General features: G+C 65.7%; 16 protein-coding genes. 4 read left to right on the top strand and 12 right to left on the bottom strand.

The window, feature by feature from the left end:
• Positions 1-17 precede the first annotated feature (17 nt).
• The 9 genes from argE to ABIC16_RS15065 all read right to left on the bottom strand — a co-directional run bounded on the left by argE (position 18) and on the right by ABIC16_RS15065 (position 14712).
• Complete coding sequence (argE, locus tag ABIC16_RS15025; RefSeq protein ID WP_354291702.1) at positions 18-1187, bottom strand: acetylornithine deacetylase; 1170 nt, start codon at positions 1185-1187, stop codon at positions 18-20.
• Positions 1188-1224: 37 nt separating this feature from the next.
• Complete coding sequence (locus ABIC16_RS15030; protein ID WP_354291703.1) at positions 1225-2730, bottom strand: efflux transporter outer membrane subunit; 1506 nt, start codon at positions 2728-2730, stop codon at positions 1225-1227.
• The gene (locus ABIC16_RS15035) at positions 2727-4328 is read right to left on the bottom strand and encodes a DHA2 family efflux MFS transporter permease subunit (protein WP_354291704.1); all 1602 of its coding nucleotides are present in this window, start codon (positions 4326-4328) and stop codon (positions 2727-2729) included. Before ABIC16_RS15035 ends, ABIC16_RS15030 begins: the two co-directional genes overlap by 4 nt.
• A 1-nt stretch (position 4329) precedes the next feature.
• A complete protein-coding gene (locus ABIC16_RS15040; RefSeq protein WP_354291705.1) occupies positions 4330-5472 on the bottom strand; it encodes an HlyD family secretion protein in 1143 nt (380 codons plus the stop codon).
• The gene (locus ABIC16_RS15045; protein ID WP_354291706.1) at positions 5469-6104 is read right to left on the bottom strand and encodes a CerR family C-terminal domain-containing protein; all 636 of its coding nucleotides are present in this window, start codon (positions 6102-6104) and stop codon (positions 5469-5471) included. The genes ABIC16_RS15040 and ABIC16_RS15045 overlap by 4 nt, the downstream gene beginning before the upstream one ends.
• Positions 6105-6212: 108 nt before the next feature.
• Positions 6213-7706: a flavin-containing monooxygenase gene (locus ABIC16_RS15050; protein ID WP_354291707.1), complete on the bottom strand. Its 1494-nt coding sequence runs from the start codon at positions 7704-7706 to the stop codon at positions 6213-6215.
• A 62-nt stretch (positions 7707-7768) separates the two neighbouring features.
• A complete protein-coding gene (locus tag ABIC16_RS15055) occupies positions 7769-11992 on the bottom strand; it encodes a translocation/assembly module TamB domain-containing protein (protein WP_354291708.1) in 4224 nt (1407 codons plus the stop codon).
• Complete coding sequence (locus ABIC16_RS15060) at positions 11992-14124, bottom strand: autotransporter assembly complex protein TamA (protein WP_354292345.1); 2133 nt, start codon at positions 14122-14124, stop codon at positions 11992-11994. Before ABIC16_RS15060 ends, ABIC16_RS15055 begins: the two co-directional genes overlap by 1 nt.
• A 135-nt stretch (positions 14125-14259) precedes the next feature.
• Positions 14260-14712 (bottom strand): MarR family winged helix-turn-helix transcriptional regulator, encoded by a 453-nt coding sequence (locus ABIC16_RS15065; RefSeq protein WP_277970982.1) that lies wholly within the window; start codon positions 14710-14712, stop codon positions 14260-14262.
• Positions 14713-14792: 80 nt separating this feature from the next.
• Between ABIC16_RS15065 and hppD the strand changes: the two genes are divergently transcribed.
• From hppD to ABIC16_RS15085, 4 genes are all read left to right on the top strand, one after another.
• Entirely contained in the window at positions 14793-15857 is a 1065-nt protein-coding gene (hppD, locus tag ABIC16_RS15070) for a 4-hydroxyphenylpyruvate dioxygenase (protein WP_354291709.1), read from the top strand.
• Between the two features lie 156 nt (positions 15858-16013).
• A complete protein-coding gene (gene hmgA / locus ABIC16_RS15075) occupies positions 16014-17300 on the top strand; it encodes a homogentisate 1,2-dioxygenase (RefSeq protein ID WP_354291710.1) in 1287 nt (428 codons plus the stop codon).
• 56 nt (positions 17301-17356) lie between these two features.
• Positions 17357-18064: a guanitoxin biosynthesis heme-dependent pre-guanitoxin N-hydroxylase GntA gene (gene gntA / locus ABIC16_RS15080; protein WP_277971509.1), complete on the top strand. Its 708-nt coding sequence runs from the start codon at positions 17357-17359 to the stop codon at positions 18062-18064.
• Positions 18061-18648 (top strand): DUF1989 domain-containing protein, encoded by a 588-nt coding sequence (locus tag ABIC16_RS15085; protein WP_354291711.1) that lies wholly within the window; start codon positions 18061-18063, stop codon positions 18646-18648. Before gntA ends, ABIC16_RS15085 begins: the two co-directional genes overlap by 4 nt.
• Positions 18649-18684: 36 nt before the next feature.
• Here ABIC16_RS15085 and ABIC16_RS15090 read toward each other — a convergent pair whose 3' ends face one another.
• From ABIC16_RS15090 to ABIC16_RS15100, 3 genes are read right to left on the bottom strand one after another with little or no spacing between them, the layout of a single operon-like run.
• Positions 18685-20100: a coniferyl aldehyde dehydrogenase gene (locus ABIC16_RS15090; protein WP_354291712.1), complete on the bottom strand. Its 1416-nt coding sequence runs from the start codon at positions 20098-20100 to the stop codon at positions 18685-18687.
• Between the two features lie 13 nt (positions 20101-20113).
• Entirely contained in the window at positions 20114-20596 is a 483-nt protein-coding gene (locus ABIC16_RS15095) for a hypothetical protein (protein ID WP_354291713.1), read from the bottom strand.
• Positions 20593-21345, bottom strand: coding sequence for a prepilin peptidase (locus ABIC16_RS15100; RefSeq protein WP_354291714.1), 753 nt, complete (start codon positions 21343-21345; stop codon positions 20593-20595). The genes ABIC16_RS15095 and ABIC16_RS15100 overlap by 4 nt, the downstream gene beginning before the upstream one ends.
• Positions 21346-21428 lie beyond the last annotated feature (83 nt).

Below are 21428 nucleotides of genomic sequence, written 5' to 3' on the forward strand. Positions count from 1 at the left end.
TACAACATTCAGCCAATTCACATCATCGCCTCAGCAAGTCGTGCCATAAACGCCGCCCCGCGTTCCATTTGCGCCAGCGTAATGAATTCATCCGCCTGATGCGCCTGTTCGATCGATCCGGGCCCGCAGATGATCGTCGAGAACCCCGCTCCCTGAAACTGCCCCGCTTCCGCTGCATAAGCCGCAGCGCGCGTCGGGCCGTTGTCGCCTGCCAGCCGTCGCGCGAGCGTCTCCGCGGCGCCGTCCGGCTCGGGTGCGAACGATGGCGTGGCCGATCGGCGAATCACCGCCACGCCTGAACCGGGAAATCGTTCCCGCGCCATGCGATGAGCCGTTTCGCAGGCGTCCAGAAATGGGACAATGATCTGGTCCGGGTCCTGCCCCGGCGGCGTCCGCAAATCGAACGTGAACGTACATTCGCGCGCGAGGATGTTGACCGCGGTGCCGCCCTGCATCAGCCCGACCGTCAGCGTTGCATGCGGTGGATGATACGGCGACGCCGGGTCACCATGCCGCGCCAACTCCACGGCGATCTGCCGCAGCCGCTCCATCAGTTCGATCGCGATCATGTTCGCCGACAGCCCGAGATGCGTCAGGCTCGAATGCGCTTCGTGCCCGGTCACGGTCACGCGCCAGGTCGAGATACCCTTGTGCCCGCTGACGACCTCCATGCTCGTCGGTTCCCCGACGATCACAGCAAGTGGCGCCGGAAGTTCGGTGACGAGTTCGCGGATCATCGACGGGGCGCCCAGGCAGCCGATCTCTTCGTCGTAGGAGAAAGCGAGATGGATCGGGCGTTTAGTCTCCCCGCGCGCGAACCCCGGCACCGCCGCGAGCGCAAGCGCCAGGAACCCCTTCATGTCGCATGTGCCCCGCCCGAACAGCGTGTCGCCGCGCCGGGTCAGCACGAACGGGTCGCTGCTCCACGCCTGTCCGTCGACCGGCACGACGTCGGTATGCCCCGACAGCACCACCCCGCCCGCCACGACCGGGCCGACGGTCGCGTAGAGATTGGCCTTGGTCCCCTCGGCATTGGCGACCCGGCGGCTGGCGACGCCCTGCGCGCGCAGGAACGCTTCGACATATTCGATCAGCCGCAGGTTCGAATCCCGCGACGTGGTGTCGAAGCCGATCAGCGTATCCAGATGCGTCAGTGCGGCGGCATGAAGCTGTTCAGGCGTGTCCATGCCCTTGGGTTTAGGCACGTATTACCGCGTTTTCCAGTCATCCCGTCGGATTGCGCACAGGTTCTTCCCATCCGCCGCCGATCGCCTTGAACAACGCTGCGGTATCTTGTCGGAGCTGGCCGTTGCTCGCCGCGAGCTGTTCGCGCGCGGTCAGCACGCTGACTTGCGCGTCGAGCAGCGACGTCTGCGTCACGAAACCGGTGCGATATTGCGCCTCGACCGAGCGCGCCGTCGCCTGCGCGTCCGCGACTGCGCGTTGCAGCGCGGCGTTGCGCGCACGCTCGGCATCAAGCCGGGCAAGCGGGTCCTCGACGTCGCGCAGCGCGCCGAGCACGGTGGTGCGATATTGCAGATAGGCCTGTTCGCGGTCTTCCTTGCGAATCCCGATCGTCGCCTTGCGGCGTCCCCAGTCGAGCAGCGGGAATTGCACCGCGCTGGTCCCGGTCAGCTGCACGCTGTTCCCCGCGACGAGCGTGGCGAGCGAGGTCGACAGCAGTTGCGCGATCCCGGTCAGGTTGAACTTGGGATACAGGTCCGCGACCGCGACGCCGATGTCCGCGGTCGATGCCGCAAGCTGCCGCTCCGCCGCACGCACATCGGGGCGCCGCCGCAGCAGATCCGACGGAAGTCCCGCCGGCACCACCGGAAGCGCGACCAGCGGAACGCCGGGCCGAGTCAGTTCGCCGTCCAGCGTCTCAGGCTCGACCCCCAACAAGATGCCCAGCGCATGGATCCGCACCCGCACGTCCGCCCGGATCGGCTCGAGCCGTGCCTGCGTGCTGGTGATCGATCCGCGCTGCCGCGTGACGTCGATCGACGGTACCAGCCCGACCCGCGCGATATTGCCTGCGATGTCGAGCGAGCGCTGTTGCGACACCAGCTCGCTCTCGATCACGCCGATCTGTTCCTGGTCGAGCCGCAACGCGAAATACGCCTGCGCGACTTCGGCCGCGAGCGTCACCGCGGCATCGCGCCGGGTCCATTCCGCCGCCTCGACCCGCGCGCCCGCAGCCTCGACACCCCGACGACCGCCGCCGAACAGATCGAGCTCCCAGCTCGCATCGAACCCGGCCGAGAAGGTCGTGATCCCGCTGCCGGGGAGCGCGAAGCCGGTGCTGCTCCCCGCGCCAGTCCCGGCCCCGGTCCCGCCGCCACTCCCGCCCGAGAAGGCCTTCGCAATTGAGGCCAGCCCGGCGTTCTTGCTGAATTCGATATGGCTGACGTTACCTGCCGCATCGAGCGTCGGCTTGCCGACCGCGCGCGCGGACACTTCCTGCAACCGCGCCTGCCGCACGCGCGACGCCGCGATTGCGATGTCGGGGCTACCCTTCAGCGCGCGATCGACCAGCGAATCGAGCTGCGGATCGCCGAACGCGGACCACCAGCGTGCCGGATCGACCTGCGCGCCGGGGGCCGGCGCAAGCTGGCGTTCGGCGAAGGCGGGCGGAACGGCGAGCTTGGGCGCGGTATAGTTCGGCCCGACGGTACAGCCCGCGAGCAGGGTGCTTCCCAGCAGCGCGAGAGAAAAAAGCGAGCGGGTCAATGGGCCATGCCTCCACCACCGCCACCGGACTTGCCGGAGCGCATCAGGAATACGAGCGGTGCCACGACGAGCACCACGATCATCAGCGAACGGAACACGTCGAGGAACGCGAGCATCGACGCCTGGCGCTGGACCGTCTGGTACAGCACCGCCAAAGAGGTCGTCCCCGGATCCCCTTGCCCGCCAAACGCGCCCTGCGCCTTCGACAGCCAGTCGGTATAATTGGGATCGAGCGGGTTGAGCTTCTGGACCAGTTCGGACTGGTGGCGTTGCTGCCCCGACGCGAGCAAGGTCTGCGCGGTCGAAATACCGATCGACCCGCCCAGGTTCCGCGCGATGTTGAGCAGGCTCGATGCCTGCGCGGTCTTGTTCTGCGGCAGCCCGACATAGGCGACCGCGTTGATCGGCACGAACAGGAACGGCAGCGCCATCGCCTGGAACAGACGCGCGATCGCGGCATCGTGGAAGGTGATGTCCGCATTTAGATGCGTCATGTTCCACAAGGCGAACGCCTGGACCAGCAACGCCGGGAACAGCATCAGCCGAACGTCGACCACACCCGACAACCTTCCCGCGAACGGCACCGCGACCAGCGTCGCGATCCCGCCAAAGGTCAGCGCCAGCCCCGCCTGGAACGACGTGTACCCAAGCACCTGCTGCAACATCTGCGGGATCAGCTGAGTCGTCCCGAACAGGATCATCCCCGTGATCCCCATGATCAGCAGCGTCAGCGAGAAATTGCGGCTCTTGAGCAGCTTGAGGTCGATCACCGGCTCGTCGTGGTTGAACTCCCAGAACACCAGCGACACCAGCGACACGAACGCGATGCTCGCGGTCGTAATGATGACGCTGCTCGCGAACCAGTCCTCTCGTAAGCCACGATCAAGCGTCAGCTCGAAGAAGCCGAGCCCGAGCACGATCAGGATGATCCCGACGTAATCGACGCGGATCCCGCGCTTGAGCAGCTTCGCGCGGTCTTCCTTGATCGCATCGGGCTCGTCGACGAAGATGTTGACGAGGAACACCGACGCGATCCCGATCGGCACGTTGATCAGGAAGACCCAGTGCCAGCTCGAATTCTCGGTGATATATCCGCCGAGCGTCGGCCCGAGCACCGGCCCGACCACGACGACGATCGCGAAGGCGGCAAACGCCATCCCGCGTTGTTTGGGGGGAAAAGTATCCGCCAGGATCGATTGCTCGACCGGCGCGAGGCCGCCGCCGCCAATGCCCTGCAGCACGCGCGCAATAACGAGCGTGGTGAGGTTGGGCGCAAGCCCGCACAGCAGCGATGCCAGCGTGAACAGAGCGATCGACAACAGGAAGTAGCGTTTCCGCCCGATCACGTCGGACAGCCACCCGCTGATCGGGATGACGATCGCGTTGGCGACGAGGTAGCTGGTCAGCACCCACGTCGCCTGATCGTTGGAGACCGACAGGCCCCCCGCGATATGATCAAGCGCGACGTTGGCTATCGAGGTGTCGAGCACCTCCATGAACGTCGGGATGCTGATGATCCCCACGATCAGCCACGGGCTGTAACTGCCCGCGCCCGATCGCGACGGATCCCAGCCGTCCTGTGCGACGGCGGTTGCCATCTCAGCGGACCTTGACCGTCGGGATCACCGACATGCCGGGGCCGAGCGGATATTTGCGCGGATCGGGGCCGTTCTTCGCGTCGAACTCGATCCGTACCGGAACGCGCTGGACGACCTTGACGTAATTGCCCGTGGCGTTCTGGGGCGGGAGCAGCGCGAACGCCTGGCCCGCGCCACGCTGAACCGAGTCCACGCGGCCGACGAACTTGACGTCGGGATAGGCGTCGACCTTGATCTCGACGCGCTGGCCGATCTTCATGTCGCGCAACTGCGTTTCCTTGAAGTTCGCGGTCACCCAGACGTGATCGGGGACGATCGCCATCAACTGCGTGCCGGGGCCGACATAGGAACCGACGTTGACCGAACGGTTGACCACCTGCCCCGACACCGGCGCGACCAGCCGGTTGTCGCCGAGCGTGATGTTCGCCTGCTCGACCGAAGCCTTGCGCGCATCGATCACCGCGCGTGATGCGTTCACCTGCTTGCGCGCGACGAGGATGTTGGCATCCGCGCTGTCGATCTGCTGGCGCGCGGCGGCGGCATCCGCCGCAGTCGACCGCGCAGTCGCGCGGGCGGCGTCGAGCTGCTGCCCAGCCACCGCCGACGGATCGATCCGCAGCAACGCTTCGTAGCGCGCCAGGTCCTGCTGCGCCTTTGCCGCGGTGGCGAGCGGTGCGCGTGCCGAGGCGACCGCCTGGTCACGATTGGCCTGCGCCGCGGCAACTTGCGCGCGGCTTTGCTCGAACTGCGCTTCGGCCTGCTTTACATTGGCCTGTGCTTCGGCAACTTGCGCGCCGCTGCTCGACGCCTCGATCACCGCGAGCAACCGCCCTGCCTCGACATGCCGGTTGTCGATGTCGGCAACCGCCTTGAGCGTCCCTGCGACCTTGGGCGCGAGCCGCACGATATGCGCGTCGACGAACGCGTCGTCGGTCGATTCATACTGGCGCGCGTCGAGATAATAGAGCGTCCCGCCGATCGCGACCGTCGCGACCACCGCGATCAGGATGATCCAGAACAGCGGCTTCTTGAAGATCGACGGCTTCTTGGGGGCGTCGTTCTTGTCTGCACCGTCCTGGCTATCGTTCTGCTTGTCCGCCTCCTGGGCGTCGTCCTGCTTGGCGGCGTTGTGGTCGTCGCTCATGGAAGCTCCTGTCGTTCGGCGATCATGCGGTCGAGAATGGCGTCGGTATTGGCGGCGATCCGCGCGGCAAGCGCGGTCAGCACTTCGGTATCGAGAGACGGGCGGCGCAGCACCTTGAGCGCGGTCGCTCGCGAAGCGCGCAGCATGCCGATCTGGCCCATCAGCGTCAGGACCGCGACCTCGCACGCAAGCGGATCGTCGCGTCCCGTCGCGATGCGCACGAGCTCGACGATCGTTTCGAGGAGCTTGCCCATCAGGCCGCCATAGATCCGGTCGAACGCTTCGGTCGGCTCCATTTGCTCACGGACGATGAACAGCGAGAAGGCGCTGTTCTTGGTGCCCATCATCTCGATGAAACGGGCCAGAATGTGCTGGATGGCAGTACGCGCGGCGCGCGCAGTCATGCCAGGCGACAGCGTGCCGAGCGCAAGGGCGGGTGCCATATGTTCGCCAAGCCGCGCGGCGATATGGTCGGCCGCGGCAAGGTACAGCCCTTCCTTGCCGCCGTAGTGATAAGTGATCGACGACATCGCCGTCCCTGCGGCCTTGGCGATCCCGCGCGTACTCGCGCCTTCAAGACCCTTGGCCCCGAATTCGACGATCGCAATGTCCAGGAGTCGTTGCTGCAGCACACCGCGCCTCTAGTTCGTTCGAACGAACGGCACAAGTTGCATTGCAGCAATGCCCGAGAAACATTTGAATACGGGTGGGGTTCCCGGTTTCTACGAAGCGTTTCGAGGCTAGGCCGAGACCGGCACCTTTCGCGCAGGAACGGGGACGGGGTTCGAGAATTCCATCCCGTCATCCACCGACCCGTATTTCAGCGCCAGCAGGTCGCGCGCGTAATTCTGATGCACCCGCCACGGCGCCTTGCTCCCCTGCTTCGGAAACTTCGCCATCGCGCGCGTGACATAGCCCGAGGTGAAATCGAGGAACGGCGCAGGTGCCAGATCCGCCCCGCCGACCCGCGGCGTGGCTTGGCGCACCCCGCGCTTCTTCATCGTGTTGAGCAACCGGCAGACGTAGCCGCAGGTCAGGTCCGCCTTGAGCGTCCAGGACGCGTTGGTGTAACCGAACGACGACGCCATGTTGGGCACGTCACTGTACATCATGCCCTTATAGTTGAACGTGTCGGCCAGATCGACCGGCACCCCGTCGACGCTGAACGCGACGTCGCTCAGCAACTGCAATTCCAGCCCGGTCGCGGTGACGACCACGTCCGCCGGAAGCTCGGTGCCCGATTCCAGCAGCAGCCCGTTGCGCGTGAACCGGACGATCCGATCGGTCACGACCGAAGCGCGATGCTCCTTGATCGCCTCGAACAGATCGGCGTCGGGCACCAGGCACAACCGCTGGTCCCACGGATTGTAGTTCGGCGTGAAATGCGTCGCCACGTCATAGTCGGGCCCGAGCTGATCGCGCACCAGCCCGATCAGCCGTTCCTTGGTCTGTGCCGGCCGTTTGCGCGCGAGATTGAAGAACAGCATCCCCATCAACACGTTGCGCCACCGCACCAGCCGATACGCAAGCTTGGCGGGCAATTTGCGCCGCAACCAGTTGGCCGCCGCATCTTCCGCCGGACGCGACACGACATAGGTCGGAGAGCGCTGGAGCATCGTCACATGCGACGCGGTGTCCGCCATCGCGGGCACCAGCGTCACCGCGGTCGCGCCGCTGCCGATGACGACGACTTCCTTCCCCGCATAGTCGAGATCACCGGGCCAGAATTGCGGATGAACGATCCGCCCGGCGAACGCCTCGGTCCCCGGCCATTCGGGTGTGTGCCCTTGCGCGTAATTGTAATAGCCGCTGCACATGAACAGGAACGCGCAGGTGAACACCACCGGCCCGTCCGGCCCGTCCGCCTCGACTCGCCAGCACGCATCCGGGGTCGACCAGGCCGCGCGCTTGACGTGGTGGCCGAAGCGGATGTGCCGGTCGATCCCGAAGTCGCGCGCGGTCTCGGTCACGTAGTTGAGGATCGAGGGTCCGTCCGCGATCGCCTTGGCCTCGGTCCACGGCCGGAACGAATAGCCCAGCGTGTACATGTCCGAATCCGACCGGATCCCGGGATAGCGGAACAGGTCCCACGTCCCGCCCAACTGCCCCCGCCCTTCCAGGATGACGTAGGAACGATCCGGGCTCTGCGTCTGCAGATGATAGCCCGCGCCGATACCGGATATTCCGGCACCGACCACGACCACGTCGAAATGCTCCGCTGCTCGCTCGCTCATGATCGCTCTCCGAGGATACTCAATATTCGATCTGAGACCCGCGGGGAAGCATTAGGTTGCGATCAGAAATCCTTTTTGTAGCGCACCGTGATGTTCGACCCACCGAACGACCCGGCTTGCGACAGCACGCTCAAAGCCTTGGTCAACGAAACTTCCAGCTGCGTAGCGGTGAACCCGCGGGCATCGGTGATGACTTCGACGTAGATGTTGTCGGTCAGATACTTGCCCGCGGCCAGCGAGGTGCCGCGACCAGTCGCATCGTCCGCCCCGAGCACCCGCAGCCGGTCGATTCCGGTCGCCGAGCGCAGCTTGCCGAGCGGGTTGAGCCCACCCCCCGACCCGCGCAGCGAATTGAGCGCCGACGCCAGTTGGACCGCCTGGATCGCCGACAGGTTGGTCACCGAGCTCCCGAACAACAGGCGGCTGAGCACTTCGTCCTGCGGCAAGGCCGGGGTCGAGGTGAACGCGATCTGCGGTTTCTGCCCCGTCCCCGTCACGTTGATCGTCACTTCGACGTCGCTCGTCGTGGTGGTCGCGCTGATGTTGATCTCCGGGTCGGTCAGCGGTCCGCCGTTGAAGCGGATGTCGCCCTTTGTGACTTCGAACCGCTTGCCCGCGAACGAATAGGTCCCGCGCACAAGTTGCAGCCGGCCGATCACCTGCGGTGCCGCCGACGTGCCCGCAACGCGCATGTCCATTTCCCATTCGGACTCGAGCCCCATGCCGGAAACAAACAGCTCGTTGTCCGCACGGATCCGGATATCGAGCTTGAACAGCCCGACCGGAGCCTCGGCCTGCGGTGCGCCCGCAGCCTTGACCAGATCGCTCTTGCGCCGGACCCCGGTCAGCTCAGGCACTTCGGCCTGACCCTGGCGAATGATCTCATAGCGCGCGTTGGGAATGCGGATATCGCCCTTGATCAGCCCGCCATTCGCCTTGGAGTTGGTGATCGCAATCGTGCCCGTCGCGGTCGCGCCCAGCGCATCGCTCCGCGCAAGCCGCGCATTGTTGAGCGTCGCCTGGATATCGATCGGGAAGCCCGAAGCCGCCGCGAACCCGACCGAGCCACGCGCCTGAACCGTACCGTCACCAGCGCGGGCCGAAAGTTGCGTGATCTCGAGCCGGTCGTTGGTGAACCGCCCGAGGATCTTCATCTGGCTGAGCCGCGTGCCGTAGACTTCATTGTCATAGGTCAGCGAATCCGCGCGGATGATGCCGTTGAGCTGCGGCGCATCGACCCGCCCGCCGAAGTCGGCAGCGATCGCGATCGGACCCGACAATTGCTGGCGACTAAGTCCGGCAAGCGAGAACAGCACACCCGACGGACCGTTATAGCGAATGCCCCCCGAAAGCGGCGCCGCCATCAGCCGCGAGACCCAGCTGTCGCCGCCCCCCAAGGGCCGCAACGTTGCGACCATCCGGCCCACCGTCGTCCCGCCGCGCTGGACGAGCGCACGCGCTTCACCACCCGCATCGGTCAGGCCGATCTGGCCGACCACGTCGACCGGCTCGGATACGCTGGCGAGGCTCGAGCGCGTGAAGTTGGCGATGCGGAACTGACCCGCGATCTTCGGCACCGAAGCGCCGCGCGGTTGCGCGTAATCCATCGACCCCGTCACCGCGCCGCCGAGCCCGAGATCGGGAACGAATGCATTCGCCACCGACAGGTCGAGCTTGTCGAGCCGTACCTGCGCGGAAAGCCCCGACCCATAAACCGCCGCAACGCGCGCCGAGCCATTGTCGAAGTCGATCCGCGTCGGCTGGAGGCGATAGGTCGACCCATCGATGTCGATCCGCGCCGGGTTGGCGGTGCGGAAGCCGATGCCATTGGCCTGCCCCTGAAGCGCCGCGAGCCACTGCTTCGGGCTGAGCCGCGCGTTGGCGGCAAGGCGGAACGGCACGCCGTTCGATCCCGCAGCGACAAGCTGCGCGGTGCCCGAACCACCGGCGTAGTTCACCTTGGCACGCGCGGTCGAGATAACCGTAGGCCCATAGCGCAGATCCGCGACCTGTGCGTCCGCGACGACTTGCGGCGTCGGGGTCAGGATGGCGCGCGCATTGACGATCGCGCGACCGATCGTGAAGTCGACCATCCCCGGAATCTTGGCGTTGCTTGCGCGTGCCGCGACATCGACCTTCTGATACTGCCCCTGCGCACCGAGCAAGGCGGCGCCACTGATGCCCGAGCCCGCGAAGGTAATGCGACCGCCGAATGGCCCGGCGGCGAGCTGCTGGACGCGACCCTTGAAGTCGATCCCGGCAAAGCGCGCATTGCGGATGTCGACCGTTAGCGGAGCCGCCGGAACGACATTGAGGTCGGCGGTGAACGGCCCGTAATTGGTGCCGCCCTTGGCAAGCACGAGGTAGCTCGTGCCCGTGCCCCGGACGCGCGCTTCCAGATTGACGAGCCCGATCCCAACGCCCGGACGCGGTGCGCGGAGCAACACGACCGGCTTGGTCGCAGTGCCCGTGACGCGCGCGAACAGCGGGCCATATTGGGTCGAATAGGCATCCGCATCGACCGCAAGCGGCCCGCGCGGATCATAGCGCCCCTGCCCGCGCGTCACGCGGAACTGAGGAGCGTTCATTCGCAGGTTGCGGAAGGTGATGATCCCGTTGGGATCGTACCCGACGTCCGCGGTCACCGCAGCGTTGCCGCCGAGGAAGTTGCGCGCGCCTTCGTTGAAGATCTGCGACGTGCGTGCCGCGACATGCGCGGTGATGCCGAACCCGCCGGGCATGGTGACGAGCTTGGCGTCGGTCTTGACGCTGACGATCCCGAAGCTCTCGACCCGGTAATCGTTCACCCGCCCGTTCAGCGCGGCGCGATACGTGCCCTTGGCGAGATCCGCGACGACCAGCGCGGTCGCATCGATCTTGCGCGAGCGGATCCGCAGATTGTCCGACAGGACCTTACCGTTGGCGATCGCGAAGCTGCCATTGATCGCGACAGCATCGAGCAAACCACCCGCCGCTGCGTTGAGACCGGTGACGCGCGCGGCGCGCGCGGCGACCGGGATGACGATATGGTCGGCGTTCACGCGCGCCAGACCCGAGGCATAAAGCTGCTGCACGGCGGTCTCGCCGAAGCCCAGCACGCCTGCGCTGATGACGTAATTGACCGTTGGGGTCGCAAACTTGCCGTCGAGCACGACCCGCGCCGCAACGTCACGTCCGTTGAGGTTGGGCAAGATCGCACCGGGCTTGAGCAGCTTGGCCTCGACCGCAAACTGCCCGAAAGCACTTTGTGCGAGATCGATCAGACCCTTGGCGTTGACCGCCATCGCGTCCGATTTGAGCGCGACGACGGTGTCGACCTTGCGTTCGTTGAGCCGCGCGTCGATCGACACTTCGAGCGCTGGCGCGGTGATCCGCGCGATCGGGTTGGTCGGGGTCGCCTCGTCCTTGGGCGCGCCACCGGGATAGAGTCCGGGCTTGGTCGTCCCGCGCACCTGGAAGAAGCCGTTATGCGCGGCAAGGTTGAGGTCGGCGAACTGCGCGCCGCCGAGCGTCCCCGTCGCCTTGCCGGTCCAGGCCTTCCAGCCGCCCTTGCCCGCAATGGTGAAGTCGAGCGGCGCCTTGATGCCGCTCATCTCCGCAACCACGCCGCGGGCCGGCGCGACGATCCGCGCGTCGATCCCGAGCCGGTCCGAATCCGGTACCGCGTCGAGCTTCAAACGCAACGTATCGCCGCCAGCAATGCCGGGGCCGGTCAGCGCATCGACGTTCGCGGTGATCTGCGCGCGCTTGTCCGCAATATGCGTCGCGCCGTCGATCTTGATGATGTGCGCCGTGCCCATCACGGCCTTGCCGAGCACCATCCGGTTGACGGTCAGGCGACCGATATCGATGTCGAGATCGGGCAGGATCGGGGCATTGGGGTCGGTCGGCGTCGGCTTGAACACCGGCGAGCGCGTCATCGTGATGAGGTTCGCCTGTGCCGACAGCACGTTGATATGGTTGTTGACGTAATCGAACGGCCGCCAGTCGACCGCAATCCGCGGCGACGTCAGGAACACGCCCTGCGGATCGCTCACGCGCAAGTCGTTGAGCACCATCTTGCCGTAGATCGATCCCTCGATCCGCCCGACACGGATGTTGAGCCCGCCCGCGGTCTTATAATCCCCGATGAAATTGGCAATCACGCGCCGACCCGGCGCGGTATCCAGCCCGAAGACGATCCCCATCGCCAACAGGCCCAGCACGCCGAGCGTGACTGCAATCCACTTGAGAATCCGCTGCCACAACGGGCGCCGTACAACGACGGCGGTTTCTTCGTCCGCCATCAGAAGGCCTGTCCGATCGAGATATAGAGCGCGACCTTGCCGTCGCCCTTGCGGGGGTTGAGCGGCGTTGCGACGTCAACGCGCAACGGCCCGAAATTGGTATAGAAACGCCCGCCGATCCCCGCGCCGAAGCGCAAGTCGGATCCCTTGGGCAGCACGCTGGAATAGGCGTTACCGGCGTCGATGAACGGCACGATCCCATAATTGCCGAAGCGATAGCGGGCCTCGATCGCGAATTCGTTGATGCTGCGCCCGCCGACCGGATTGCCCTGCGGGTCGAGCGGCCCGAGCCGCTGATAGCCGTACCCGCGCACCGATCCGCCGCCGCCGCCATAATAGCGCCGCGAGGGGGCGAGATCGTCGCGCTCGATCCCCGGAATCGCGCCGGCCCGAACGCGCCCCGCGATCACGATGCTCTGCCCAATCGGATAATACGCACTCGCCTCGATCAGCGTGCGCGCATACGGGCGCACCGCGCCGCGCACCGACGTCTCGGGGCTGACGCTGAGCTTGAGGCGATAGCCCTTGGTCGGATTGAGCAAGCTGTCCGACCGATCGAACTGAACCTGCCCCGGCAATGCCGCGATGAAATAGGTGCCGCGGACCCGTTCGCCGCGGTTGAAGTCATAAACGCTCTCGTTCGTGCCGACGACTTCAAAACCGTAGGCATAAGTGAACTTCTTCTGCCAAAGCGGCGTCGAATCGTACGAGATCCGGCCCGAAAGCGTCGCCGTAAAGGCGTCGAACGCGTCATAATTGGAGTGATTGACGCCAGCGCCCAGCGTCACGGTACGGTCCCGCCGCCCGGCGTTGGAGCGGCGGAACGTCCCGCTGACGCCCTGTTCCTGCGTCCCAACGACCGCGGTCCCGATCAGTGCGCCTTCCGGCGGGAAGACGTTGCGATGCGTGAACGCCCCTTCGACCCGCACGCCCTGCCCCGTGCTATATCCGGCACTTGCCGAAAGCGAGCGCGGCTTGCCGCGTTCCTGCTCGACCAGCAGATTGACCTGCTCGGTACCGTCCGGGTTGATGTTCCCGGTCGGCTTGGGCTCGACCGATACGGTCGAGAACAACCCGGTCGCGACCAGCGCCGCGCGCAGATCGTCGACCTTGCGGTTGTCGTAGAGTTCGCCCGGCTTGAACCGTTGCAACACCCGGACATGCTCCGCCCCGAACGCGAGACGTCCCTCGGTCGTGGTCGTCCCAAACGACGACCGCGCCCCGACCTCGACCGGCAACGTATAGTCGCCCGTGCCCGCCAGATCGTCGAGCAGGATGTCGCGCTCTCCGACCTTGGCAAAGGGATAGCCCTGTTGCGGCAAGGTCAGCGCGACGTTGGCTTCCGCCCCCTGCACGCGCAACGCGTCGATCGGCTCGCCGACCTTGAGCGGCAGCGCGTCGCGGATCAGCGTCGGCGGGATCGTCGGATCCGCCTTCACCACGATCGTGCCGAGCTTATACTGCTTCCCCGGCGTCGCGGAGACGATCGCCTTGACGCGCGTCTTGTCGTTGGGAACGGTCTCGATCGTCGAAACCGCGGTACCGTCATAATATCCCAGGCTCTTCATCAGCCGGATCGCCAGCTGCTCGTCTTCACGACCGCGCGCGGCGATAACGGTGCCGTTGGGCGCCTTGCCCTTGCCGCCCTTGAGCGCGGACAACCCGTTGAACTGCGCGGTCAGCTTGAGTGGATCGAGCCCGCGGATCACCGTTTCGTAACGGATCTCGGGAGCCTTTTCGTCCTTGACCGCAACGTCGACCAGCGGGGTCGTATCGAAACTGGCGAGGGGCGCGAGCGGCTGTGCAAGATCGGCCGGAATGTTTGGTACAGGCGTCGGGTTCGCTGCGGTCCCGCTTGCCGGAGCACCCGGCACGGGTGCAACGGCCGTCGGCTGTGGCGCGACCGGTACCCCGGCTGGCGTGACGGGCACGGGGATCATCGGTTCGAGCGGTGCGTTGATATCGTTGCTGAGCGGCGGCAACGCCTTGTCGAACTCCGGATCCGACACGATCGGCGGCTCGGATGCCTGTCCGGCGGCCTGCCCAGGATTCTGTTGCGCAGCCGTCACAGGAGAAGGCGCCTGTTGCAGACTAGCTACCGCGATGGCGAGAAGCCCGCTCGAATACGCCAATGATATCAAGACTTACGCTTCCCCACTTCACACGACGGCCAGATTTGCAGGTCCTTCGCTTAGCGCCCCTAACGCGTGAATTCAAAATGGTTTCCACGCAATTTGCCATGGTTGCCGCACATGCGACGAACCGTTTCAGGCACGATCGGCGTCAAACGGGGCCGCGGACGTCTCTATTCTGTCGAGCATCGCGCGAAACGCCTTGATCTCCGCCGCGGTGAACCCGGCGAAAACCTGCGATTCCAGCTCGAGCGCCTTGGGCGCGACATTCTCGTACAACGTTCGCCCCGCTTCGGTCAGCGTCAGCATGTGCGATCGCTGATCGTTCGCATTGGGTCTGCGCTCGATCAGCCCGCGCTCGACCAACGCGGCGGCGGCGCGGCTGACCGTCACCTTGTCCATCCGCGTCGCAACGCCAAGCGCCTGCTGCGTCGCGCCTTCCCCCTCGGCGATGATCGCGACCAGCCGCCACTCCGGGATCTTGAGCCCGAACAGCGCCTGGTACGTGCTCGCCACCGCGGAGGAAACGCGGTTCGAAACGATCGACAAGCGATACGGTAGGAACTGGTCGAGCTTGAGCGTCGTCATGGAACAAAGGGATAAGGGATGGACCGGTGTTGGCAAGACCGCTATATCGTTTCATCTGAAACCATCTCGGAGCCGATGCGATGACTGCCACCGAAAACCCGATGGGCCTGAACGGGTTCGAATTCGTCGAATTCACCTCGCCCAACCCCGAGGCGATGGCCGACCTGTTCGTCAAGATGGGCTTTACGCACGTCGGCAACCACAAGTCCAAGAACGTCCGCCGCTATGCGCAGGGCGACATCAACTTCCTGCTCAACATGGATGACGCGGGGCAAGTCGCTGGCTTCCGCAACGCGCACGGCCCCTCGGCCAACGCGATGGCGTTCCGCGTTGCCGATGGCGAGGATGCACTCAAGATGGCGGTCGAGCGCGGCGCGGTCGCGGTGAAGGGCGCCGTCGGTCCGGACGAGCTCGACCTTCCCGCGATCGAGGGAATCGGCGGCGCGAACCTGTATCTGGTCGACGAGAAATCGCGGATCTATGAGACCGACTTCACCCCCGTCGCGGGCGCGGGCGTGGACGATCACAGCGTCGGGCTCCACACGCTCGACCATCTCACGCACAATCTCCAGCGCGGGCGGATGGCCTATTGGGCGGATTATTACGAGCGGATCTTCAACTTCCGCCAGATCCGCTATTTCGACATCGAAGGCCAAGCGACGGGCCTGTTCAGCAAGGCGATGACCGCGCCCGACGACAAGATCCGAATCCCGTTGAACGAAAGCCAGGACGAGCATTCGCAGATCGAGGAGTTCATCAAGGACTATAAGGGCGAAGGCATCCAGCATCTGGCGCTCGCGACCGACGACATCTTCAAGACGGTCGACACGCTGCGCGCGAACGGCATCCGCTTCCAGACGACGCCGCAGACCTATTTCGACCTGATCGACAAGCGCCTGCCCGGGCACGATCACGACGTCGAAGAAATGCGCAAGCGCGACATCCTGATCGACGGCGCGCCGGAGACGGGTGGCGGGCTGCTGCTGCAGATCTTCACCGAGAATATGGTCGGACCGATCTTCTTCGAGATCATCCAGCGCAAGGGCAATGACGGCTTTGGCGAGGGGAATTTCAAGGCGTTGTTCGAAAGCATCGAGCTGGACCAGATCCGGCGGGGCGTGGTGCCGGGGGCGGTTGAGGCTTGAGGCGTTAGTCTCTGCGAGGCGTCCCCCACCCCCAACCCCTCCCCTGAAGGGGAGGGGCTAAAGAAGAAGACGAGCGCAACCGAGAAGCCCCTCCCCTTCAGGGGAGGGGTTGGGGTGGGGCCGTAACAAGCGACATCCCAATAATTGGAGACCGAAATGACCAACCCCATGACCGGCTTCAACAACCACTTCGCCACAGAAGCCATCCCCGGCGCGCTCCCGATCGGCCGCAACTCGCCGCAGAAACCAGCGTTCGGCCTCTACGCCGAACAGCTTAGCGGCAGCGCCTTCACCGCCCCTCGCCACGAGAACAAACGCTCGTGGCTGTACCGTCTCCGCCCCTCCGCCGCGCACCCCGCCTTCACGCGCTACGCAGGCGCCCCGCTCTTCGCCCCCGGCACCACCGACGAACCCCTCGCCCCCAACCGCCTCCGCTGGGGCCCACTCGAACCACAAGACGCCGACTGGCTAGACTCGCTCACGACAATGCTCGTCGCGGGCGAAGGCCCCAAGACGCAGACCGGCGTCGCCATGCATATCTACCGCGCAACCAAGGACATGGTGAACCGCGCGTTCGTCTCGGCGGACGGCGAGTTGCTGATCCTCCCGCAACAAGGCCGCCTCACGCTCTACACCGAACTCGGAAGGATCGACCTCACTCCAGGCGAAATCGCGATCATCCCGCGCGGCATCCGCTTCCGCGTCACGCTCCCCGATGGCACCGCCCGCGGCTATGTCGCGGAAAACCACGGCGCCCCCTTCCGCCTCCCCGACCTCGGCCCGATCGGCGCGAACGGCCTTGCCAATCCGCGCGACTTCGAAACGCCGGTCGCCTGGTACGAAGACGTCGAGGGCGACTACGAACTCGTCCAGAAATTCCTCGGCAGCCTGTGGACCACCAACCTCGGCCGCTCGCCGCTCGACGTCGTCGCGTGGCACGGCAATTACGCGCCGTGCAAATATGATCTTGCGCGGTTCAACACGATCGGCAGCATCAGCTTCGATCATCCCGACCCGTCGATCTTCACCGTCCTCACTTCGCCCAGCGACGTGCCCGGCACCGCGAACGTCGACTTCGTCATCTTCCCGCCGCGCTGGATGGTGGCCGAGGACACGTTCCGCCCGCCATGGTTCCACCGCAACACGATGAGCGAGTGCATGGGCCTCATCAAAGGCGAATATGACGCCAAGGCGGACGGCTTCGTCCCCGGCGCGCTGTCGCTCCACAATCAGATGAGCGGGCATGGCCCCGACGTCGCGACCTGGTCCGCGGCAAGCACTGCGCCACTCGCGCCGCGCCGGATCGATGGCACGATGGCGTTCATGATCGAAAGCCGCTGGGTCTTCACGCCAACCCGGTTCGCCGCAGAAACGAGTTCGCTGGACGAAGATTACGACTCGGCTTGGTCGGGCTTTCCCAAAGCGCAACTGCCGAACACTTGACCCTTATCAGCAAGAATTCGCGGAACTGGCATGCGATGCAAGAGTCTTGTTGGTCTATGCCTACGCCCCAGACTCCCTTGTTCCCGTGGAAACATCGTGCGCAGCACGATTTTCAGGCCCTGCTCGATGCGCATGTCGCGGAAGCGGACTTCCCCTGTGTCGGCGCCAAGGCGGCGCTTGCGAAAGGAACGCTGTCCGTCCTCGCGTGCGATCGGCTCGACAGCGCGTGGGACGATCTGCGCATCCACGACGGGCTGATGCATTTCGCCGCCGCCTACCGCGAGGACCCTGGCCTGTTCCGCAGCTTCGCGGTCATCTTCGACGGGCCGGACGATCTCAGCGAGGCACAGTTCGAGGCGGCTTTGTGGCAACGTGTCCAGTCGATCTCGGACAAGGACGTCTGGCGTGGCCAGGACTATGACACGACGGTCAGCACCGACCCCGACAGCCCGCATTTCTCGCTGAGCTTCGGCGGCGAAGCGTTCTTCATCGTCGGCCTCCACCCCAACGCCAGCCGCCCCGCACGCCGCTTCGCGCGTCCGACCATGGTGTTCAACCTGCACGACCAGTTCGAGACGCTGCGCGCACAGGGCAAATATGAGGGCATGCGCGAGAAGATCCTGACGCGCGACGAAGTCCTCGCCGGCTCGCGCAACCCGATGCTCGCGCGCCACGGCGAGATGAGCGAAGCGCGGCAATATAGCGGGCGCGTGGTCGACGAAGCCTGGGCCTGCCCGTTCCGCTATTCGGGCGCCGCCGAATGAGCGATGTCGTCGAGATCCCCGAGCGGAGCGGCAACGCGTTCCGGCTGGCGGCGGGACAGACGCTGACCGTGATCGACCCGCGCGGGGTGCAGGTCGCGGATTTGCTGGCCTATAATGCCCAGGATCTGGACGAGGTCATCTCGTCGGGACGGTCGCTCGACTATGCCGAGACGATCTATCTGACCACGGGCAACCTGCTGTATTCGAACCGGTCGCGACCGATGCTGACGATCGTCGAGGACACGGTCGGGCGGCACGATTTCCTGCTGACGCCGTGCTCGTACGACACCTTCCACCATTTCTACCCCGACCTGCCGCCGCACCGGGGCTGTTTCGGCAATCTAGCGGCAGCGCTCGAGCCGTATGGGGTGAAGCCGGACATGATCCCGACCGCGTTCAACTGCTTCATGAACGTCACCGTCGATGCCGCGACGGGCAAGCTCGACGTCCTTCCGCCGATCAGCAAGGCGGGCGACCAGATCGTCCTGCGCGCGGAGATGGACCTGATCATCGGCCTTACCGCCTGCTCGGCACCCGCGAGCAATGGCGGGAGTTTCAAGCCGATCCATTACCGGGTGGATTGAAGCCAGCGCCCCGCTGCAAAGCAGCCGGAAAGCCCGCTACTTCATCTGTCGCCGTACGCTCGTCATCGTCGCCTTGCCATAAGGCGGCTTCAACCCCGCCAGCTTCGCGACATCCAGCTTCGCCTGCTTGAACACCGCCTTGGCATGGCTGAACGTCTTGAACCCGTCGAACCCGTGGTACGACCCCATCCCCGACGGCCCGACCCCGCCGAACGGCAGATCCTCCATCGACACATGGAACACCACGTCGTCGATCGTCACGCCGCCCGAGATCGTCCGGTCGAGCACGCGCCGCCGCTCCCCTTCGTCCGGCCCGAAATAATAAAGCCCGAGCGGCCGATCGCGCCGGTTCACTTCGTCGATCGCGCTGTCGATCCCGCCCGCATAGCTGCGCACCGGCAGGATCGGGCCGAAGATCTCCTCCTGCATCACGATCATGTAGTCGGTCGCATTCCGCACGATATGCAGCGGCATCTTCCGCGCGTTCGATCCGGCGAAGTCCTCGCCCCCCGGATTGACCACTTCGACCGTCGCGCCCTTGGCGCGCGCATCGTCGACCCAGTCGGTGAGCCGCTGGTGATGCCGATCGTTGATGATCGCAGTGTAATCCGGGTTCGCCAGCAACGTCGGATACATCGCCGACACCGCCGCCTTCAGCCCGTCGACCACCGCCTGTTCCTGCGCCTCAGGCACCAGCATGTAATCGGGCGCGAGGCAGATCTGCCCGGCGTTGAGCATCTTGCCGATCGCCACCCGCTCGGTCGCGCGCGCGATGTCGGCGTTCTGGCCGATCAGCACTGGCGACTTGCCACCGAGTTCGAGCGTCACCGGCGTCAGATTGTCCGCCGCCGCATGCAGGATGTGCCGCCCGATCCCCGTAGCGCCGGTAAAGATCAGATGGTCGAACGGTAGTTCCGAAAACGCCTTCCCCACCTCCGGTCCGCCACTAAAGAACGCGAGTTCGTCCGGCGCGAAGTATTGCGCGCTAACCGTCTCGAACAAGGCGGCGGTGCGCGGGGTGAATTCGCTCGTCTTGACCATCGCGCGGTTTCCCGCGGCGAAGATCCCCGCGATCGGCCCCATCACCAGATTGACTGGGAAATTCCACGGCGCGATCACACCGACCACGCCCTTGGGCTGATACTCCACCCACGCCCGCGCACCGAGCAACCCGAGCGGAAACTGCACCGCGCGCTTGTCGCGCTTCGCCCAGACATCGAGCGAGCGTAGCGCATGCTTGATCGGCGCGATCGATGCGGCGACATCGGTCAGCATCGATTGCTCGCGGCTGCGATGCCCGAAATCCTCGCTCAGCGCGTCGCAAAAGGCAGCGGCATTGTCCGCGATCATCTCCGCGGCACGCTTCAACCGGTCTTTGCGGACGGTCAGCGAAACGGGCAATTCGGCGTTGAACGCCGCGCGCTGCGCCTGAAGCGTCTCGTCGAGTGTCATGCCCGTCTCCCCTTTACGTGCAGCCGATCAACCCCGCCACGGGGATGATCACGCTATCCTGCCCCGTCCGGTCGAGTTCGAGGATGCCGTCCGGCACCGCCCCGCCGTCGGTGATCGACGTGCGGGTCTCGGCCCGCATCGTCAGTTTGATCGTCGTACCGGCACCGGCATAGGTCGTGGTTTCGGGAAAGCCGAGCGAGATCGCCCCAAGCTGGCCGGTACGGTCGAGATCAGTAACCTTCCCCCCGATCGACAGCCGCAGCCGCGCAGGATCGGTCCCCCCGCCGCCCGTCGCCATCGCGACCAGCGCCCGCGTTCCGCTCGCGGTCCACAGATACGCCGCGCAGCCCTTGCGGGGCAGTTCCTGCCGCGGGATCGACCCGATCGGCAGGCCGTCGACCGAGGGCAGGACCGGCGCGGGCGGTGGGGCCTCTTTCGGCGCGGCCTGCTGTGCCGCCGCGAGCGAGAGCGCCGCAAGGATCGGAAACGCGTTCATGACGCCATACCTACCAGCATCAGCCACGCTGGGTAAGCCGCGATCGCGAGCAGCGCGCCGAACGGCATCCGGTCGGTCAGCGTCGTCGCCCGCCCGCGCAACGCCCCGACCACCGCGACCGCAAGCCCCGCCAGCGCCGCGAACAGCACCACCGTCGGCAGCATCCGCCACCCCAGCCACAATCCGATCGCCCCCAGCAGCTTGGGATCGCCCCCGCCAAGCCCGACCCGCCCGCGCACCCGCTGATACCCCGCACCGACCGCCCACAAGGCGACGAACCCGACGCCGCCGCCGATCAGCCGATCGTCCAGCAACGGTGGCACCCCCAGCGCCCCCGTCACCACGCCGCCCATCGCCAGCGTCACCGTCAGCACGTCGGGCAACCACAACGCCACTACGTCGAGCGCACCCAGCGTCAGCAACAGCCAGCCGAACACCGCCCCCGCGACCCCGACCGGTCCCGGCACCGCCAGCCCTGCCGCGACACCGATCAGCAGTGCCATCGCCTCGATCTGCCAGTGCCGCGGATCGATCGCCGCGCCACAGCGGCGGCACGTCCCCCGCGCCACCAGCGCGCTGACCAACGGCACCAGATCGCGCGGGGCGAGCACCACCCCGCACGCGTCGCAGGCAGATCGCCCGTGCAGCACCGATCGCCCCTCGGGCCAGCGCACCACGATCGTCGCGATGAAGCTCCCGAAGATCGCGCCAAGCCCGCCCAGCAGGATCGGCCAGATCCAGTCATCCATGCGTATCGCCTCGGTTTTCGTTTGTTCCGCTGGTCATTCCGGACCGTGCTATAGTTTGTAAATCGGCAAAGTCGGCCCTAGAT

The organism is Sphingomonas sp. PvP055 (genome assembly GCF_040546365.1).
GTDB lineage: Bacteria > Pseudomonadota > Alphaproteobacteria > Sphingomonadales > Sphingomonadaceae > Sphingomonas > Sphingomonas echinoides_A.

What these genes read in the sequence shown, in the direction of transcription:
- ABIC16_RS15035 (WP_354291704.1), bottom strand. Translation starts at nt 4,328, where the DNA reads ATGGCAACCGCCGTCGCACAGGACGGCTGGGATCCGTCGCGATCGGGC.
- gntA (WP_277971509.1), top strand. Translation starts at nt 17,357, where the DNA reads ATGCCTACGCCCCAGACTCCCTTGTTCCCGTGGAAACATCGTGCGCAG.
- ABIC16_RS15085 (WP_354291711.1), top strand. Translation starts at nt 18,061, where the DNA reads ATGAGCGATGTCGTCGAGATCCCCGAGCGGAGCGGCAACGCGTTCCGG.
- ABIC16_RS15055 (WP_354291708.1), bottom strand. Translation starts at nt 11,992, where the DNA reads ATGGCGGACGAAGAAACCGCCGTCGTTGTACGGCGCCCGTTGTGGCAG.
- argE (WP_354291702.1), bottom strand. Translation starts at nt 1,187, where the DNA reads ATGGACACGCCTGAACAGCTTCATGCCGCCGCACTGACGCATCTGGAT.
- ABIC16_RS15090 (WP_354291712.1), bottom strand. Translation starts at nt 20,100, where the DNA reads ATGACACTCGACGAGACGCTTCAGGCGCAGCGCGCGGCGTTCAACGCC.
- ABIC16_RS15065 (WP_277970982.1), bottom strand. Translation starts at nt 14,712, where the DNA reads ATGACGACGCTCAAGCTCGACCAGTTCCTACCGTATCGCTTGTCGATC.
- hppD (WP_354291709.1), top strand. Translation starts at nt 14,793, where the DNA reads ATGACTGCCACCGAAAACCCGATGGGCCTGAACGGGTTCGAATTCGTC.
- ABIC16_RS15100 (WP_354291714.1), bottom strand. Translation starts at nt 21,345, where the DNA reads ATGGATGACTGGATCTGGCCGATCCTGCTGGGCGGGCTTGGCGCGATC.
- ABIC16_RS15050 (WP_354291707.1), bottom strand. Translation starts at nt 7,706, where the DNA reads ATGAGCGAGCGAGCAGCGGAGCATTTCGACGTGGTCGTGGTCGGTGCC.
- hmgA (WP_354291710.1), top strand. Translation starts at nt 16,014, where the DNA reads ATGACCAACCCCATGACCGGCTTCAACAACCACTTCGCCACAGAAGCC.
- ABIC16_RS15095 (WP_354291713.1), bottom strand. Translation starts at nt 20,596, where the DNA reads ATGAACGCGTTTCCGATCCTTGCGGCGCTCTCGCTCGCGGCGGCACAG.
- ABIC16_RS15040 (WP_354291705.1), bottom strand. Translation starts at nt 5,472, where the DNA reads ATGAGCGACGACCACAACGCCGCCAAGCAGGACGACGCCCAGGAGGCG.